This is a genomic window from Blastococcus sp. TML/C7B (genome assembly GCF_016612845.1).
Taxonomy (GTDB): domain Bacteria; phylum Actinomycetota; class Actinomycetes; order Mycobacteriales; family Geodermatophilaceae; genus Blastococcus.
On the sequence record NZ_JAEOAA010000001.1, the window covers coordinates 1,421,180 to 1,436,606 of the forward strand.

The 15,427-nt window shown below is 74.9% G+C and carries 17 protein-coding genes; 12 read left to right on the forward strand and 5 right to left on the reverse strand.

Features of this window, described 5'->3' with window-relative positions:
* Window positions 1-26: 26 nt before the first annotated feature.
* From JKP76_RS06900 to JKP76_RS06910, 3 genes are read left to right on the forward strand one after another with little or no spacing between them, the layout of a single operon-like run.
* The gene (locus tag JKP76_RS06900; RefSeq protein WP_200490096.1) at window positions 27-536 is read left to right on the forward strand and encodes a SigE family RNA polymerase sigma factor; all 510 of its coding nucleotides are present in this window, start codon (window positions 27-29) and stop codon (window positions 534-536) included.
* Window positions 533-1,420, forward strand: coding sequence for a hypothetical protein (locus tag JKP76_RS06905; protein WP_200490097.1), 888 nt, complete (start codon window positions 533-535; stop codon window positions 1,418-1,420). The genes JKP76_RS06900 and JKP76_RS06905 overlap by 4 nt, the downstream gene beginning before the upstream one ends.
* Window positions 1,420-2,139 (forward strand): hypothetical protein, encoded by a 720-nt coding sequence (locus tag JKP76_RS06910; RefSeq protein ID WP_200490098.1) that lies wholly within the window; start codon window positions 1,420-1,422, stop codon window positions 2,137-2,139. Before JKP76_RS06905 ends, JKP76_RS06910 begins: the two co-directional genes overlap by 1 nt.
* Before the next feature lie 198 nt (window positions 2,140-2,337).
* Here the strand turns inward: JKP76_RS06910 and JKP76_RS06915 are convergent, their stop codons facing one another.
* The gene (locus JKP76_RS06915) at window positions 2,338-3,201 is read right to left on the reverse strand and encodes a class I SAM-dependent methyltransferase (RefSeq protein ID WP_200490099.1); all 864 of its coding nucleotides are present in this window, start codon (window positions 3,199-3,201) and stop codon (window positions 2,338-2,340) included.
* Between the two features lie 34 nt (window positions 3,202-3,235).
* Here JKP76_RS06915 and JKP76_RS06920 point away from each other — a divergent pair, with 34 nt between their 5' ends.
* Window positions 3,236-4,246, forward strand: a complete 1,011-nt coding sequence (locus JKP76_RS06920; RefSeq protein WP_200490100.1) for a UDP-N-acetylmuramate dehydrogenase — start codon at window positions 3,236-3,238, stop codon at window positions 4,244-4,246.
* A 69-nt stretch (window positions 4,247-4,315) separates the two neighbouring features.
* On the opposite strand, the gene JKP76_RS06925 is transcribed toward JKP76_RS06920, so the two are convergent.
* Window positions 4,316-5,104: an SDR family oxidoreductase gene (locus JKP76_RS06925; RefSeq protein WP_200490101.1), complete on the reverse strand. Its 789-nt coding sequence runs from the start codon at window positions 5,102-5,104 to the stop codon at window positions 4,316-4,318.
* A 297-nt stretch (window positions 5,105-5,401) separates the two neighbouring features.
* Here JKP76_RS06925 and mshA point away from each other — a divergent pair, with 297 nt between their 5' ends.
* The 5 genes from mshA to JKP76_RS06950 all read left to right on the forward strand — a co-directional run bounded on the left by mshA (window position 5,402) and on the right by JKP76_RS06950 (window position 10,889).
* Window positions 5,402-6,547 (forward strand): D-inositol-3-phosphate glycosyltransferase, encoded by a 1,146-nt coding sequence (mshA, locus tag JKP76_RS06930; protein ID WP_242471623.1) that lies wholly within the window; start codon window positions 5,402-5,404, stop codon window positions 6,545-6,547.
* Window positions 6,544-7,128: a YbjN domain-containing protein gene (locus tag JKP76_RS06935; RefSeq protein WP_242471211.1), complete on the forward strand. Its 585-nt coding sequence runs from the start codon at window positions 6,544-6,546 to the stop codon at window positions 7,126-7,128. The genes mshA and JKP76_RS06935 overlap by 4 nt, the downstream gene beginning before the upstream one ends.
* A complete protein-coding gene (locus JKP76_RS06940; RefSeq protein ID WP_309232874.1) occupies window positions 7,125-8,720 on the forward strand; it encodes an MFS transporter in 1,596 nt (531 codons plus the stop codon). The genes JKP76_RS06935 and JKP76_RS06940 overlap by 4 nt, the downstream gene beginning before the upstream one ends.
* Window positions 8,721-8,803: 83 nt before the next feature.
* Entirely contained in the window at window positions 8,804-10,090 is a 1,287-nt protein-coding gene (locus tag JKP76_RS06945) for an aminotransferase class I/II-fold pyridoxal phosphate-dependent enzyme (RefSeq protein ID WP_200490102.1), read from the forward strand.
* Window positions 10,091-10,136: 46 nt separating this feature from the next.
* Window positions 10,137-10,889, forward strand: coding sequence for a phosphoglyceromutase (locus tag JKP76_RS06950; protein ID WP_200490103.1), 753 nt, complete (start codon window positions 10,137-10,139; stop codon window positions 10,887-10,889).
* Window positions 10,890-11,030: 141 nt separating this feature from the next.
* On the opposite strand, the gene phoU is transcribed toward JKP76_RS06950, so the two are convergent.
* Window positions 11,031-11,696 carry a phosphate signaling complex protein PhoU gene (phoU, locus tag JKP76_RS06955; RefSeq protein WP_200490104.1) on the reverse strand — a complete coding sequence of 222 codons (666 nt, stop codon included), beginning with the start codon at window positions 11,694-11,696 and terminating at the stop codon, window positions 11,031-11,033.
* Window positions 11,697-11,881: 185 nt separating this feature from the next.
* Between phoU and JKP76_RS06960 the strand changes: the two genes are divergently transcribed.
* Window positions 11,882-13,117 carry a cell wall metabolism sensor histidine kinase WalK gene (locus JKP76_RS06960; RefSeq protein WP_200490105.1) on the forward strand — a complete coding sequence of 412 codons (1,236 nt, stop codon included), beginning with the start codon at window positions 11,882-11,884 and terminating at the stop codon, window positions 13,115-13,117.
* Window positions 13,114-13,800: a response regulator transcription factor gene (locus JKP76_RS06965; RefSeq protein ID WP_200490106.1), complete on the forward strand. Its 687-nt coding sequence runs from the start codon at window positions 13,114-13,116 to the stop codon at window positions 13,798-13,800. Before JKP76_RS06960 ends, JKP76_RS06965 begins: the two co-directional genes overlap by 4 nt.
* Here the strand turns inward: JKP76_RS06965 and JKP76_RS06970 are convergent.
* Together JKP76_RS06970 and JKP76_RS06975 are read right to left on the reverse strand one after the other, a co-directional pair.
* Window positions 13,782-14,015 (reverse strand): DUF3072 domain-containing protein, encoded by a 234-nt coding sequence (locus JKP76_RS06970; RefSeq protein ID WP_200490107.1) that lies wholly within the window; start codon window positions 14,013-14,015, stop codon window positions 13,782-13,784. The two genes, JKP76_RS06965 and JKP76_RS06970, sit on opposite strands and share 19 nt — an antisense overlap.
* Before the next feature lie 10 nt (window positions 14,016-14,025).
* Entirely contained in the window at window positions 14,026-14,247 is a 222-nt protein-coding gene (locus tag JKP76_RS06975; protein ID WP_200490108.1) for a hypothetical protein, read from the reverse strand.
* Between the two features lie 82 nt (window positions 14,248-14,329).
* Between JKP76_RS06975 and JKP76_RS06980 the strand changes: the two genes are divergently transcribed.
* Entirely contained in the window at window positions 14,330-15,424 is a 1,095-nt protein-coding gene (locus tag JKP76_RS06980; protein WP_242471213.1) for a helix-turn-helix domain-containing protein, read from the forward strand.
* The last annotated feature ends 3 nt before the right edge of the window (window positions 15,425-15,427 follow it).

Below are 15,427 nucleotides of genomic sequence, written 5' to 3' on the forward strand. Positions count from 1 at the left end.
GCGGAGGCCGCCGGACCGGAGGTGCCGTGAGCAGCGAGGCGGAGTTCGCCGACTTCGTCGAGCAGTGGTCACCCGCGCTGCTGCGGGTGGCCTTCCTGCTCACCGGGGACCGGTGGCTGGCCGAGGACCTGCTGCAGACGTCGCTGCTGAAGACGTCGCGCCGGTGGTCGCGGCTGGCCGACCCGCAGGCCGCCTACCCGTACGTGCGCCGGGTGCTGGTGACCACGCACGCCGGCTGGCGGCGCCGTCGCCGGGTGGGCGAGGTGCTCACCGACCGGCTGCCGGAACGCGCGGCGTCCGAGGCCGGGCCGGTGGAGCCGGGCCGGGCCGTGGCGGCGCTGGCGACACTGCCCCCGCGGATGCGGGCCGTGGTCGTGCTCCGCTACCACGAGGACCTCTCCGAGGCCGCTACGGCCGCGGCGCTGGGGTGCTCGGTCGGCTCGGTGAAGAGCCAGGCCTCGCGCGGGCTGGCGCGGCTGCGGGCCCTGCTGTCCCCCTCCGACGACCTCGTGCTGCAGGGAGAGGACGTGCCGTGAACACCAGCGAGCTGAGGGAGGCGCTGCACCGCGACGCCGAGCTGGCCGGGCTGCCGCCCACCGACCTGGTGCACCGGGTCGCGGGCCTGCGGCGGCGCAGCCGGCGCCGGCGGGCCTCGGTGCTGGCCGGTGTGGTCGCGATCGCCGTGGGGGTGGCCGGCGTCGCCGTCCTCGACGGCGCGCGGGAGCAGGACCGCGGCGACGACACGGTCGCGGACGGTTCGGGGGCGGCCCAGGCGGTCGTCGACCCGGAGGCCGCTGCGCAGCAGTACCGCGAGCTGCTCGGAACCACCGGCTCCGCGGCCTCGCGTGCGATCGGCCCGGCGTCCCTGGTCGAGTTCCTGCCCACCATCACCTACGCCGTCCGCAACGGGAACACGACCACCCTGTCCGACTCGGTCGTCGTCGGGCACGTGACGGACGTCCGCCCGGGCCGCGCGTTCTACGTCCCGGAGGACGACGACACCGCGAGCACCGAGGTGCCCTTCGACGACCCCCGGGCCCAGTGGCGGACCGTGCACGCCGAGGTCGCCGTCACCGAGGTCCTGGCCGGCCAGGTCCCGCCGGATCCCCTCGTCGTCGGGCTGGCGCTGAACCCGCGGACGCCCGTCGAGGTCGTGGCCGACGGCCTGCCCGCCCTCGGCGACCTGGTCCTGTTCCTGGACGCGGACGCCGGGGTCTTCGACGACGACCCCGGCATCTGGAGCATCGCCTTCGACGGCGAGGTGCTGGCCGAGGTGGGCGACGACGGCCGGCTGTCCCTGCCGGCGGCGGAGTCGTACGTCGCGGAGCGGTGGCTGGCGGGAACGCCGACGCTCGACAGCCTGCGCGAGGCTGCGCGGCAGCCTGCCCGGACCGTGCCGTTCGAGACGCTGGAGGACTGATGCCCGCTCGTCGGCTGGTGGTGGCGGTGGTCGCCGGGCTGCTGGTCGGGGGGCTGCTCACCTGGCTGGTGGTCCGGGACCGGAGCGCGGACGTCGCGGCGGCCCTCCCGGCATGCGACGAGATGGCCGGGGTCGAGCTGGGTGCGCTCGGCGAGGACCCGGCGTGGAACGGCTGCCTGACCGGCGACGGCGCGGCCGTGCAGTCGTACCGCTATGAGTGCTCCTCGCTCCGGGAGTCGCTCGTCCCGAGGGTCGAGCGGGAACTGGCGGACGAGTCCGCCGTCGTGTTCCTGCCCGACGTCGGTCTGATGGCCGCCGAGGGGCAGCCCTGGGTCGAGGCGCGGTCGGCGCAGGCCGCATTCCTCCGGACGCCCTTCGCGATGTCCGCGCACTACCGCTGCGACGAGCTGCGCTCGCTGCCACCGGCGGACGGGATCGACGCGGTCGACTGCGCCCTCGACGACGTCCCGCTCGACCTCGTCACCACGCAGGGGTGCAGTCGTGAGGGCGAGGTGCACCCCGCCGTCGGCCGGCCCTGCTCGTATCCCGATTTCGACATGAACACGTCCTGGGAGCAGTGGTCCATCGAGGTGCCCGGGCTCGGCGGTGGTCTGGTGCTGGAGAGCGGGCCGGACGAGCAGTGGTGGATGGTGCCCGGCGAGTTCCGCGACGAACGCTGCTCGACCGCGCCCGCCGAGTGGGCCGACGCCTGGCGCTGATCCGACGTCTGCGCTTTCGCGGTGAAGCAGGGTGGGACGTTCCCGCGGGAACGCCGTCGAGACTTTCTGTACCGAAAGTCCCCGAGGTGGGGAGTCCCTCACCTTCGCCGTCGGGACTTTCTGTACCGAAAGTCCCGAGGTGGGGAGCCCCGTCACCTTCTCCGTCGGGACTTTCTGCACCGAAAGTCCCGAGCGGCGTCAGGCGGGGGCGACGGCGGACCAGCGGACGGTGACCTCGCCGTGCCGCCACCGCCGGGACGACCCGACCAGCGGCCAGCCCTGCTCGGCCAGCGCCTCGACTGCGCCCACCCAGCGCTGCCGCGGGCCGAAGGTGGACAGCCCGGCCGCGCCCGCCCAGGCGGCGTCGAAGGCGCGCAGGAACTCGTGCACCGGCTCGCCCGGGACGTTGTGGTGGATCAGCGCCTTGGGTAGGCGCTCGGCGAGGTCCGACGGGCGTTCGATGTCGGAGACCCGGACGGACAGCGTCAGGGTGAGCGGCCCGTCGGCGTCCAGGGCCACCCAGGCGGAGCGCCGTCCCCACTCGTCGCAGGTCCCCTCGACGACGAGCCCGCCCGGCGCCAGCCCCGCGCGCATGGTGTCCCAGGCCCGCGCCGCGGACTCCTCGTCGTACTGGCGCAGCACGTTGAAGGCGCGGACGACCACCGGCCGCAGCCCGGCCAGCTCGAAGCCACCGACCCGGAAGTCCACCCGCGGCGGGTCCCGGTCGTCGGCGACGGCGGTCACCCGCGCCGGGTCGATCTCCAGCCCGACGACCTCCAGCCCCGGCACCTCGGGCGCGAGGCGCTCCACGAGCTCCAACGTGGTGACGGCGGACGCGCCGTAGCCGAGATCCACCACCAGCGGCCGGGCCGAGTCGCGCAGCCGCGGCACCTGGGTGGCCAGCAGCCAGCGGTCCACGCGGCGCAGCCGGTTGGCGTTCGTCGTCCCGCGCGTGGGCAGCCCGAGCGCGCGGGCCCGCCCCGCCGCCAGCCGGGGCGCCCTGCGCTGCCGCTGCGGCGACAGCGAGGCCCGCTTCTTGTGCTCGCTGCTGCCCTCGGTCACCGGTCCGGAGGGTAGTCCGGGCTAGCGTTGCGGCGTGCAGGTTCGACGCGACGTCCGGCTGGCGGACCTCACCACCCTGGCCGTGGGCGGCCCCGTCGAGCGGTTGCTCGAGGTGGAGACCGCCGCCGAGCTGGTCGACGCCGTCCGCGACGCCGACGAGGCCGGCCGCCCGTTGCTGCTCGTCGGCGGCGGCTCGAACCTGGTCGCGCCCGACGAGGGCTGGCCCGGCGACGTCGTCGCGGTCCGCACCCGTGGCATCGCCCGGGACGGCGACCGGCTCACCGTGCAGGCCGGCGAGGACTGGGACGGGCTCGTCGCGCGCACCGTCACCGAGTCGCTCGCCGGCGTGGAGGCGCTGTCGGGCATCCCCGGCTCCACCGGCGCCACCCCCGTGCAGAACGTGGGCGCGTACGGCCAGGAGGTCGCGCAGACGATCACCGGCGTCCGCGTGTACGACCGCGCCGAGAAGTCCGAGCGCTCGCTGACCCCGGCCGAGTGCGGGTTCGCCTACCGCGACAGCCGCCTCAAGCGCGAGCCCGGCCGCTTCGTCGTCCTCGAGGTCGCCTTCGACCTGCACCCCGGCCCGCTGTCCCGCCCGGTCGGCTACGCCGAGCTGGCGCGCACGCTCGGCGTCGAGGTCGGCGAGCCCGCACCGCTGGCCGACGTCCGCGAGGCGGTCCTGCGGCTGCGCCGCGGCAAGGGCATGGTCTGGGACCCGGCCGACCCCGACTCCCGCAGCGCCGGCTCGTTCTTCACCAACCCGATCGTCCCGGCGCAGCAGGCCGTCGAGGGCTGCCCGAGCTGGCCGGCCCGCGGCGACGCGGTCAAGCTCAGCGCCGCCTGGCTGGTGCAGCACGCCGGCTTCGGCCGCGGCACCCGCGAGGGACACGTGGGGACGTCGTCCAAGCACAGCCTGGCCCTCACCACCGAGGACGGCGCCACCGCTGCCGAGCTGCTCGCCTTCGCCGACCGGATCATCGCCACGGTGCAGGAGCGCTTCGGCGTCACCCTCGAACGCGAACCGACCGCCGTCAGACCGAGTTGATCATCGTCATCTGGCTGCCCGCCACGCCGGTGGAGCCAGCCGGATGACGATGATCAACAGGGGTTCGGGTCAGTCGGTCTCGCGGTGCACCTTGTGCTGGGCGGCCTGGGCGCGGGGGCGGACGACGAGCAGGTCGACGTTCACGTGGTGCGGGCGGGTGAGCGCCCACGCGATGCAGTCGGCGACGTCGTCGGCGACCAGCGGCTCGCGCACCCCGCGGTAGACGGCGTCGGCGCGCTCGGCCGAACCCAGCCGGTTGAGCGAGAACTCCTCGGTGTGCACCATCCCGGGCGCGATCTCCATGACCCGCACCGGTTGCCCGACCAGCTCCAGCCGCAGCGCCCCGGCCAGCGCGTGCTCGCCGTGCTTGGCCGCCGTGTACGAGCTGCCGTTCTCGTAGGTGGTCAGCCCCGCGGTCGAGCCGACGAACAGCACGTCGCCGGCGCCGGAGGCGATCAGCGCCGGCAGCAGCGCCTTGGTGAGCCGCACCGTCCCGAGCACGTTCACCTCGTAGGTCCGCGCCCACGAGTCGAGGTCGGCGTCCGCGACGGGGTTGGCGTCGAACGCCCCACCGGCGTTGTTCACCAGCACGTCGACCCGGTCCAGCGCGGCGGCGAACGCCTCGACCGACGCGGGGTCGGTCACGTCCAGCGGCAGGGCCCGGCCCCCGATGGCCTCGGCCAGCTCGGTCAGCCGGTCCATCCGCCGCGCCCCGAGGACGACGTCGAACCCGTCCGCGGCCAGGCGTGCCGCCGTGGCCGCGCCGATCCCGCTGGACGCTCCGGTGACGACGGCGGTGCGCCCGGCGCCGGGCCGCTCGGAGCTACCGGACCGGGTGAGAGGTGAGGCACCTGACATGTGCTCATCCTCGCGCTGTTGCAGGATGGAAGACCAACAGGGGTCGCCGCGTTGGCCCCCGTGACGGTCCGGACCACCACAACTGCCGAGCGGGAGGAACGCACGTGCCCGCTCGCCGCCCGATCCGCTCCGGCACGCCCCGGCGGGTCGCGACCCTCTCGGTGCACACCAGCCCGCTCGACCAGCCCGGCGCCGGCGACGCGGGCGGCATGAACGTCTACATCGTCGAGGCGTCCCGTCGGCTGGCCGCCCCGCGGCATCGCCGTCGACATCTTCACCCGCGCCACCTCCAGCGACCTGCCGCCGGTCGTGGAGATGTGCCCCGGCGTCACGGTGCGGCACGTCGTCGCCGGCCCGTTCGAGGGCCTGGGCAAGGAGGAGCTGCCCGCCCAGCTGTGCGCGTTCACCGCGGCCGTGCTGCGCGAGGAGGCCCAGCACGAGCCGGGCTACTACGACGTCGTCCACTCGCACTACTGGCTCTCCGGGCAGGTCGGGTACCTGGCCCGCGACCGGTGGAGCGTGCCGCTGATCCACACCGCGCACACCCTCGCCAAGGTCAAGAACGAGGCGCTCGCCGTCGGCGACCGGCCCGAGCCGCGCTCCCGCGTCATCGGCGAGGAGCAGGTCGTGGCCGAGGCCGACCGGCTGATCGCCAACACCGACGAGGAGGCCCGCCAGCTGGTGCGCCTCTACGGCGCCGACCCGGCCCGCACCCTCGTCGTCCCGCCCGGCGTCGACCTCGAGCGTTTCTCACCGGGCGACCGCGCCGCCGCCCGCCGGGCGGTGGGCATGCCGCAGGACGCCGTCGTGCTGCTGTTCGTCGGGCGCATCCAGCCGCTCAAGGCACCCGACGTGCTGCTGCACACCGCCGCCCGGCTGCTCGCCGACGACCCGGGCCTGCGCGACCGGTTGCGCGTGCACGTCGTGGGCGCGCCCAGCGGCTCCGGCCTCGACGCCCCCGAGCAGCTCAAGGAGCTCGCCGGCTCGCTCGGGATCGCCGACGTCGTCACGTTCTTCCCGCCGCAGCCGCCCGAGCGGCTCGCCCTGCACTACCGCGCCGCCGACGTCACTGTCGTCCCCAGCCACAACGAGTCCTTCGGCCTGGTCGCCCTGGAGTCGCAGGCCTGCGGCACGCCGGTGGTCGCCGCCGAGGTCGGCGGGCTGCCGACGGCGGTCCGCGACGGCGTCTCCGGCGTCCTCGTGGCCGGGCACGACCCGGCCGACTACGCGGTCGCGGTGCGCGCCGTGCTGGCCCGTCGCGAGCTGCTCGCCGCCGGCGCGCGGCGGCACGCCGGCCTCTTCTCCTGGGACCGCACCGCCGACGCCCTCGTCCAGGCCTACGCCTCGGCGGCGCGCGACATGGCCGCGGCGCCCATCCGTCCCGCGCGCGAGCGGCGGCTCGGTCCGCTGCGCGTCCTCCCCGGAGTGCAGGTGGCCAGATGAGCAGGACCACAGCGGAGCTGGACGCCGTCATCGAGCAGGTGCTCCGCGACGGCGAGCTGGTGCACGAGCACCCCGCCCCCGGCACCTGGCTGGTCGACCTCCCGGGCACCAAGAAGCTCAAGACGGTCTGCGGGCTCAGCGTCGGCGAGCACGCGCTGCGGGTGGAGGCCTTCGTCTGCCGCCAGCCCGACGAGAACCGCGAGCAGCTGTGGACCTTCCTGCTGCAGCACAACGCCCGCATGTACGGCGTCTCGTACTCCATCGACAACGTCGGTGACGTCTACCTGACCGGCCGGCTGCCGCACGCCGCGGTCACCCCCGAGGAGCTCGACCGCATCCTCGGCTCGGTGCTCAGCTACGCCGACGACCACTTCAACACGATGCTGGAGATCGGCTTCGGGACGTCGATCCGCCGCGAGTGGGACTGGCGGGTCAAGCGCGGCGAGTCGCTGCGCAACCTCGAGGCGTTCGCCGCCTTCGCCGATCCCTCCCGCCGCGCTGACGCAACCCCCTCCCGCCGCGCCGACGCAACCCCCTCCCGCCGCCCGGACACCGACGGCGGCCCGACCCGCGGGGAGTGACGACGGACCGCACCGAGGTCGAGGAGGCCCCTCCCGGCTACGCCCGCCGCTGGTGGGTGCTGGCCACCATGACGGTGTGCCTGCTCGTGGTGATCATGGGCAACACGATCCTCAACGTGGCCCTGCCGACGCTGCAGCGCGACCTCGGCGCCAGCCAGGCCGAGCTCCAGTGGGCCGTGGACGCCTACATCCTCGTGTTCGCCGGGCTGCTGTTCTCCTGGGGCGTCATCGGTGACCGCATCGGGCGCCGGCGGGTCCTGGTCATCGGGCTGTCGATCTTCGCGGTCGGCTCGGTGCTGGCCTCGCTGAGCGACAGCCCGGCCGAGCTCATCGTCTGGCGCGCGGTGATGGGCGTCGGCGGCGCCGCCGTGCAGCCCACGACCCTCGCCGTCATCACCAACGTCTTCCCCGGCCCCGAGCGGGGCCGGGCCATCGGCGTGTGGGCCGGCACCGCGGGCATCGCCGTCGCCGGAGGCCCGCTGGCCGGGGGCGCGGTGCTGGCGCACTTCTGGTGGGGCGCGGTCTTCCTCGTCGGCGTGCCGGTCGCGGTCGTCGGCATCGTCGCGGTGCTCGCCGTCGTCCCGGAGTCCAAGGACCCCTCGCCCGGCCGGCTCGACGTCCCCGGCGTGCTGCTGTCGATCGTCGCCCTGGCCGGGATCGTCTACGGCATCATCCGGGGCGGCGAGGGCGCGGGCTGGACGACGCCGGGGGTGCTCGTCCCGCTGGTCGGCGGGCTGGCGCTGCTGGTGCTGTTCATCCAGCTCCAGCGCCGCTCCACGCACCCGGCGCTGGACGTCTCGCTGTTCCGCAACCCGGCCTTCTCCGCCGCCGCCGGCGCCCTGGGGCTCAACTTCTTCGCGCTCCTCGGCGCGACCTTCTACGTCGTCTTCTACCTGCAGGGCGTGCTCGGCTACACCCCGCTGCAGGCCGGCGCGACCCTCATCCCGGTGGCCGTCGGCATGGCCGTCACGGCGCCGCGGACCTCGGGCCTCGTCGAGCGGTTCGGCGCCAAGGCGGTGTGCGCGACCGGTTTCGCGATGATCACGACGTCGTTCCTCGGCTTCCAGCTGCTGGGCGTCGACTCCTCGGTCTGGGTGCTGCTCGCGATCCTGTCGGTGCAGGGCGTCGGCATGGGCGCGGTCATGGCGCCGGCCACCGAGTCGATCATGTCGGTGGTCCCGCGCGAGAAGGCCGGCGCGGGCGCGGCGGTGAACAACTCCGTCCGCCAGGTCGGTGGCGCGCTGGGCGTGGCGATCCTCGGCTCGCTGCTCGCCGCTTCGTACGCGGCCCACCTCGGCGACGCCACCGACGTGCTGCCGGCCGGGCTCCGGGACCAGGCCGACGAGTCGATCGTCAGCACGCTGTCGGTGATCGGGGCGGTGCAGGCCGGGGGCGACGAGGAGGCCGCCGCGGCGGCCGGGGAGCTGGTCGAGCCGGCCCGCCAGGCCTTCGTCGACGCCATGCACGTCACCGCGGTGGGGACGGCGGCGGCGGGCGCGATCGCCGTCGTCGTCGTGCTCGTCTGGCTGCCGGGACGGCGCGATCGGGTGACGGCGTCCACCCGGGACGGTGACGCGCGCGCCGATCGTTGACGCTCCGTCACCGAACGCACAGGCTGGCCGCGTCGCGCGCGGTGCACGGAGCCCGCACGGACGTACGTGGGGGAGACGCACCTGTGACCGACGGCCTCACCGCCGCCCGCCCCGAGCTGCCCGCCGCCGCGCGGGACCGGCGCGACCCGTTCGCGCCGCTGCACGAGAACGCGCTCGCCGCGCTGCTCCGCGACCCGGCCCACCCCGGGTCGGCATCGGTCGCCGTGCCCACCGGGGGCGCACCGCTGCCGGTCACCCGGTACGCCGACGGGCGGGACCGGATCAACCTGGGCACCGGCAACTACCTGGGCCTGGCCGGTGATCCGCGGCTGATCGAGTCCGCGGCCGCGGCGCTGCGCCGGTACGGCACCAGCACCTCGGGCAGCCGGGTCCTCAACGGCACCACCGGCCTGCACCTGCAGCTCGAGGAGGAGCTGGCCGACCTCTACGGCACCGAGGCGGCGGTGCTCACATCCTCCGGGGTGAACGCCAACCTCGCGCTGCTGTCCACCGTCTGCACGCCCGACGACGTGCTGCTCGTCGATGCGCACGTGCACGCCAGCCTGCACGCCGCCGCCGCGGCCAGCCGGGGCAAGGTCGTGCGCTGGCAGCACAACGACCTGGACTCGCTGGCCGCTCGCCTGGAGCGGCTGGACCCGCGCGCCGGCGCCGTCGTCGTGGTGGACGGCGTCTACTCGATGACCGGCGAGATCGCCCCGCTGCGTGGCATCACCGCGCTGTGCGCGCAGCACGGTGCCCGGCTCGTGGTCGACGAGGCGCACGGCCTCGGTGTGCTGGGCGCGGGCGGCCGCGGTGCCGGTGAGGAGCTCGGCGTCCTGACCGACGTGGACGCCGTCACCGTCGCGCTGAGCAAGTCCCTCGCCAGCGTCGGCGGGGCGATCATGACCAGCCGCGCCGCCGCCGACGGCATCCGCGCGTCCGGCATGCCCTACGTGTTCAGCGCCGCCAACGACCCGGCGTCGGTCGCGGCCGCCCTGACCGCGCTGCGGATCCTGCGCGCCGAGCCCGAGCGGGTGGTCCGGCTGCAGCAGAACTGCGCGCTGCTGCGCCGGGTGCTCGCCGACGCGGGAGCCGGGCCGATCCAGGGCCGCGGCGCGGTGGTCGCCGTCCCCACCGGGTCCGAGGAGGCCACCGGTGCCGCCTGGCGCACCGCGTTCGACGCCGGCGTCTACACCAACGCCGTCGCCTACCCGGCCGTCCCGCGCGGCCGGGGCGTGCTGCGGCTGACCGTCATGGCGACGCACACCGAGGCGCAGCTGCGCACCGCCGGCGAGGTGGTGGCCGCCGCGGTGCACGCCGCCCGGGAGACCCACGGCGAGGGGCTGCCGGCCGCGCGGAGCGTGGCCTGATGCGGGCCCGGGCTGCGGCCGGACGGCGTTCGGGCAGGATGTGGGCGTGACTTCTACGGGAACCCTCGTGCTGCTCCGCCACGGCGAGAGCGAGTGGAACAAGGCCAACCTGTTCACCGGCTGGGTCGACGTCCCGCTGTCGGAGAAGGGGCGCGGCGAGGCCGCCCGCGGTGGCCGGCTGCTCGCCGAGCACGACCTGCTCCCCGACGTCTCGCACACGTCGCTGCTGCGGCGCGCGATCATGACCGCCGAGCTGGCGCTGCACGAGGCCGACCGGCAGTGGATCCCGGTGAAGCGCTCGTGGCGGCTCAACGAGCGGCACTACGGCGCGCTCCAGGGCAAGGACAAGGCGCAGACCCTCGCGGAGTTCGGCGAGGAGCAGTTCATGACCTGGCGCCGCTCCTACGACACCCCGCCGCCGCCGATCGAGCCCGGCAGCGAGTTCAGCCAGGACGGCGACGCCCGCTACTCGTTCCTGCCGCCGGAGGCCCGCCCGGCCACCGAGTGCCTGGCCGACGTCGTCGTCCGGATGCTGCCGTACTGGTACGACGCGATCGTGCCGGACCTGCGTGCCGGGAAGACGGTGCTGGTCGCCGCCCACGGCAACAGCCTGCGCGCGCTGGTGAAGCACCTCGACGGGCTGGGCGACGACGAGGTCGTCGGCCTCAACATCCCCACCGGCGTCCCGCTGCGCTACGACCTGGACGCCGACCTGCGCCCGGTCCAGCCCGGCGGCCAGTACCTCGACCCCGAGGCCGCCGCCGCCGCGATCGAGGCGGTCAAGAACCAGGGCAAGTAAGCGGTGACGAGGCGGCCCGGAGGGTCGCCGAGGAATCGCTTGGAGCCGCCCCGCGAGGCGCCGTGAGGAGTGGGGCCCGGAGGGTCCCCGACGAGCGAGCGGGCTGGGCTCATCGCAGGTCGGGACGGCTCCTGGCCGCGGTCAGAGCCCGGAGGGCGACAGTGGGACATGCCGCTCGCCGGTCACCAGGTAGACGACCCGGCGGGCGACGCTGACCGCGTGGTCGGCGAAGCGCTCGTAATAGCGGCCGAGCAGCGTCACGTCGATCGCCGTCTCGACGCCGTGCGGCCAGCTGTCGGCGAGCAGCTCGCGGAACAGGCCGCGGTGGATGCGGTCCATGGCGTCGTCGTCGGTCTCGAGCTCCCGGGCCTTGTCCACGTTGCGGGTGGCGATGACGGTGCCGGCCTTGGCGACCAGCATCTCCGCGACGTGCCCGGCCTCGAGGAACGCCGGGCGCACCTCCTGCGGGACGGCGTGGTCGGGGAACCGCATCCGCGCCACCTTGGCGATGTGCTCGGCGAGGTCGCCCATGCGCTCGAGGTCGCTGGCGATCCGGGTGGCGACGACGATCGTGCGCAGGTCGGTGGCGACCGGCTGCTGGCGGGCCAGCAGGGTGAAGCAACGCTGGTCGATGCTCTCGCGGGTGTCGTCGATGTGCGCGTCGCCGGCGATGACGAGGTCGGCGAGCGCGACGTCGGCGTCGAGCAGCGCGGTGGTGGCGGTGCTCATCTGCGAGCCCACCGTGTTCGCCATCTCGACGAGGCACCCGCGGATGTCGTCGAGTTCCTCGTGGTAGCTGTCGCGCACGTCGTCCTCCTGGGTGGCGCGGCACCTCGCCGCACCGGTCGGGAGCGACGTTAGGCCGGTCCCGGGGGCGTTCGGTCGCCGGCAGGTGAACGTGGGCCCACGCCCGCGTGAACACTCCCTCGCGCCGGCCGCCCGATCAGGTGTTCGGGGCGGGACGGTGCTCCGGCGCACCTAGCATCGGCATCGTGAGTCCGCTGGTCGCTCTCGTGGTGGGCCTGGCCCTGGGTGGGGCCGTGGTCCTCGTCCCCGTGCTCGTCACCCGGCGCGCCGCGGCCGGTCCGGGTCGCGATGCGCAGGCGGGGGCCCTGCCCGAGGCCGCCATGGCGCGCCGGCTGCTGGACCTCATGGACCCGGCGGTGCTGGTCGTCGACGCCGACGACGCGGTGCTGCTGGCCAACCCGGCCGCGCGGGCGCTCGGCATCGTGCGCGGCTCCCGGCTGCTGGTCCCCGAGCTGCTGGACCTGGCGCACGCCGTCCGCGGCGGTGGCGCGCGGCGCACCGACGTCCGGCTGCCGGGCAACCTGGCCGGAACCGGCCCGCGGATGATGGGCGTGCACGGCGTGCGGCTGGACAGCGGCGCCCCGCCGACGCCGGGGCCGGTGGCGCTGGTCCTGGCCGACGTCACGGAGGCCCGCCGCACCGAGGCGGTGCGCCGCGACTTCGTCGCCAACGTCGGCCACGAGCTGAAGACGCCGGTCGGCGCGCTCTCGCTGCTCGCCGAGGCGATCGAGGGCGCGGCCGACGACCCCGAGGCCGTCCAGCGCTTCGCCGCCCGGATCGCGATCGAGGCCGACCGGCTGGGCCGGCTGGTCCGCGAGCTCATCGACCTCTCCCGGCTGCAGGGCGGTGACCCGCTGCCCGACCTCGCGCCGGTGCCGGTCGACCGGGTGCTGGCCGAGGCGGTGGACCGCACCCGCACCGCGGCCCGGGCCAAGCGGCTCGACGTCGCCGTCGGTGGGCAGCCGGGCCTGGTGGTCCGCGGTGTGGAGAGCCAGCTGGTCACCGCGGTCACCAACCTGCTGGCCAACGCCGTCGCCTACAGCACGGGGGAGTCGCGCATCGCCGTGGCCGCCCGCGCCCGGTCCGGCTTCGCCGAGATCGCGGTGACCGACAGCGGCATCGGCATCCCGCGCCAGGACCGGCAGCGGGTGTTCGAGCGGTTCTACCGGGTCGACCAGTCCCGGGCGAGCGGCACCGGCGGCACCGGGCTGGGGCTGGCCATCGTCAAGCACGTCGCGAGCAACCACGGCGGCTCGGTCACCGTGTGGAGCGAGGAGGGGCTGGGCTCGACGTTCACGCTCCGCATCCCGCTCGCCGCCGCGCCCACCCCCGCCGGCGGCGAGGCCACCCTCCCCGGCGGCGACACCACCCTCCCGCGCGGCGGGACCGTCGCCGCCGACCCCGGAAAGGGGACCGCATGACCCGCGTGCTCGTCGTCGAGGACGAGGAGTCGTTCTCCGACGCGCTGTCCTACATGCTGCGCCGGGAGGGGTTCGACGCCGTCGTCGCCGCGACCGGCCCGGACGCGCTCGCCGAGTTCGACCGCGGCGGCGCCGACATCGTGCTGCTGGACCTCATGCTGCCGGGCCTGCCCGGCACCGAGGTCTGCCGCCAGCTGCGCACCCGCAGCACGGTGCCGATCATCATGCTCACGGCCAAGGACGGTGAGATCGACAAGGTCGTCGGCCTGGAGCTGGGCGCCGACGACTACGTCACCAAGCCCTACTCCGCCCGCGAGCTGGTCGCCCGCATCCGCGCCGTGCTCCGCCGCCGCGGGGAGCCCGGTGAGGTGGCCGCCGCGGACTCGGTGCTCGAGGCGGGACCGGTGCGGATGGACGTCGAGCGGCACGTCGTCACCCTCGACGGCGCACCGGTCGCCCTCCCGCTCAAGGAGTTCGACCTGCTCGAGCTGCTGCTGCGCAACGCCGGCCGGGTGCTGACCCGCGGCACGCTGATCGACCGGGTGTGGGGGGCGGACTACGTGGGCGACACCAAGACCCTCGACGTCCACGTCAAGCGCCTGCGGGCGAAGCTCGAGCCGGACCCGGCCAACCCCGAGCACCTGCTGACCGTGCGCGGCCTGGGCTACAAGTTCGAGGCCTGACCGCGCCGACCGGCGGGTCTCAGTTCTTCAGCTCGTCGATCTTCTCCGAGGCCTTCGGCCTTGGTGAGGTTCTCGGTCTCGACGTCCTCGTCGGTGCTCCGGGAGAGGGTCTCCAGGTAGCTCTTCTGGGCCCCGGTGGCGGGCTCGTCGCCGGTCACCCAGGTCGACGGGTCCTTCTCGGCGGTCGGGTCGGACTGCTGCTGCGATTCGCTCATGTGTTCGACTCTAGGCCGGGGCGAGCTCCGCCGCACGGCGGACGGCGGCCTCGAGACGGGCGGCCCGGCGGGCCTCGTCGAGCCGGCGGCCGGTGCGGTGCACGTGCTCCCCGCCGCACGCGGGGCAGGTGACGGCGACGGCGATGTGGTCGGGGTGGTTGGTCACCGAACGGACGGCGTCGAGGCCGACGAACTCGCGGTTCCCGGTGACGGTGCAGGTGATCATCAACATGCGAGCAGCCTGCTGCGGACGCCCGTCCCCGACGAGTGGCAGGACTGACCGCCGCCGCAGGTCTTCTGCCATGATGCCGCGCATGCCGCTGCCCGACCGCCCTCTCGTCGTCAGCACCGTCCTCGCCGACGGGCTGATCGGCAGCTTCGGCCTCGGCGTCTGCCACGAGGTGTTCGGCTACGACCGCCGCCACCTGGGGCTGCCCCGCTTCGACTTCGCGGTGGTCGCCGAGGCGCCGGGCATCCTGCGCACCGACACCGGGCTCGGCGTCCTGGTCGAGCACGACCTGTCGCGGCTGGATCGGTCCGACATCGTGCTGATCACCGCGTGGGAGCTGTTCGACCACGTGCCGTCGGAGGCGCTGCTCGACGCGCTCCGCGCGGCGCACGCCCGCGGCGCGATGATCATCAGCCACTGCACCGGCGTCTTCGTCCTGGCCGCCGCGGGACTGCTCGAGGGGCTGCGGGTGACCACGCACTGGCGCTGGGCCGGCGAGCTGGCCGCCCGCTTCCCCGACCTCGACGTCGACCCCGGCGTGCTCTACGTGGACAACGGCACGATCCTCACCGGCGCCGGGACCGCCGCCGGGGTGGACACCCTGCTGCACCTCGTGCGCCGCGAGTGGGGCGCGGCCGCCTCGAACGCCCTGGCCCGCGAGATGGTCGTGCCCCCGCACCGGGACGGCGGGCAGGCGCAGTTCATCGACGCCCCGGTGGCCCGGTGCGAGGACGACCTGCTCGGCGTCGTCCTGGAGTGGGCGGGCGCGCACCTGGCCGAGGACCTGAGCGTGGAGATCCTGGCGCGGCGGGCGTTGATGAGCCCGCGCACGTTCGCCCGCCGGTTCAAGGCGACGACCGGGACGACGCCGCACGCCTGGTTGCTGGGGCAGCGGCTCTCGGCGGCCGAGACGCTGCTGGAGGGGACCGACGCCCCGGTCGAGGAGATCGCCCGGCTCGTGGGCTTCGGCACCGCGGCGGGGCTGCGCGAGCAGTTCGCCCGCCGCCGCGGGGTCTCGCCGCGCGCCTACCGGCAGACCTTCCGGTCAGGTGGGGCGGCGCCGGTGCAGCTCGACGGGCACGGGAGAGGCGGGGTGGGGGGCGATCAGCCCCCTGGTCGAGGCGCCGCTCGGCCAGCCGGCGTAGCTCCGCGTACGCGGGCGCGCCCAGCAGCGCGGTGAGCT

Excerpts from the sequence above, each read along its gene's own strand:
- JKP76_RS06925 (WP_200490101.1), bottom strand. The coding sequence starts at position 5,104 with ATGTCAGGTGCCTCACCTCTCACCCGGTCCGGTAGCTCCGAGCGGCCC.
- JKP76_RS06980 (WP_242471213.1), top strand. The coding sequence starts at position 14,330 with ATGCCGCTGCCCGACCGCCCTCTCGTCGTCAGCACCGTCCTCGCCGAC.
- JKP76_RS06910 (WP_200490098.1), top strand. The coding sequence starts at position 1,420 with ATGCCCGCTCGTCGGCTGGTGGTGGCGGTGGTCGCCGGGCTGCTGGTC.
- JKP76_RS06975 (WP_200490108.1), bottom strand. The coding sequence starts at position 14,247 with ATGTTGATGATCACCTGCACCGTCACCGGGAACCGCGAGTTCGTCGGC.
- JKP76_RS06970 (WP_200490107.1), bottom strand. The coding sequence starts at position 14,015 with ATGAGCGAATCGCAGCAGCAGTCCGACCCGACCGCCGAGAAGGACCCG.
- JKP76_RS06935 (WP_242471211.1), top strand. The coding sequence starts at position 6,544 with ATGAGCAGGACCACAGCGGAGCTGGACGCCGTCATCGAGCAGGTGCTC.
- JKP76_RS06965 (WP_200490106.1), top strand. The coding sequence starts at position 13,114 with ATGACCCGCGTGCTCGTCGTCGAGGACGAGGAGTCGTTCTCCGACGCG.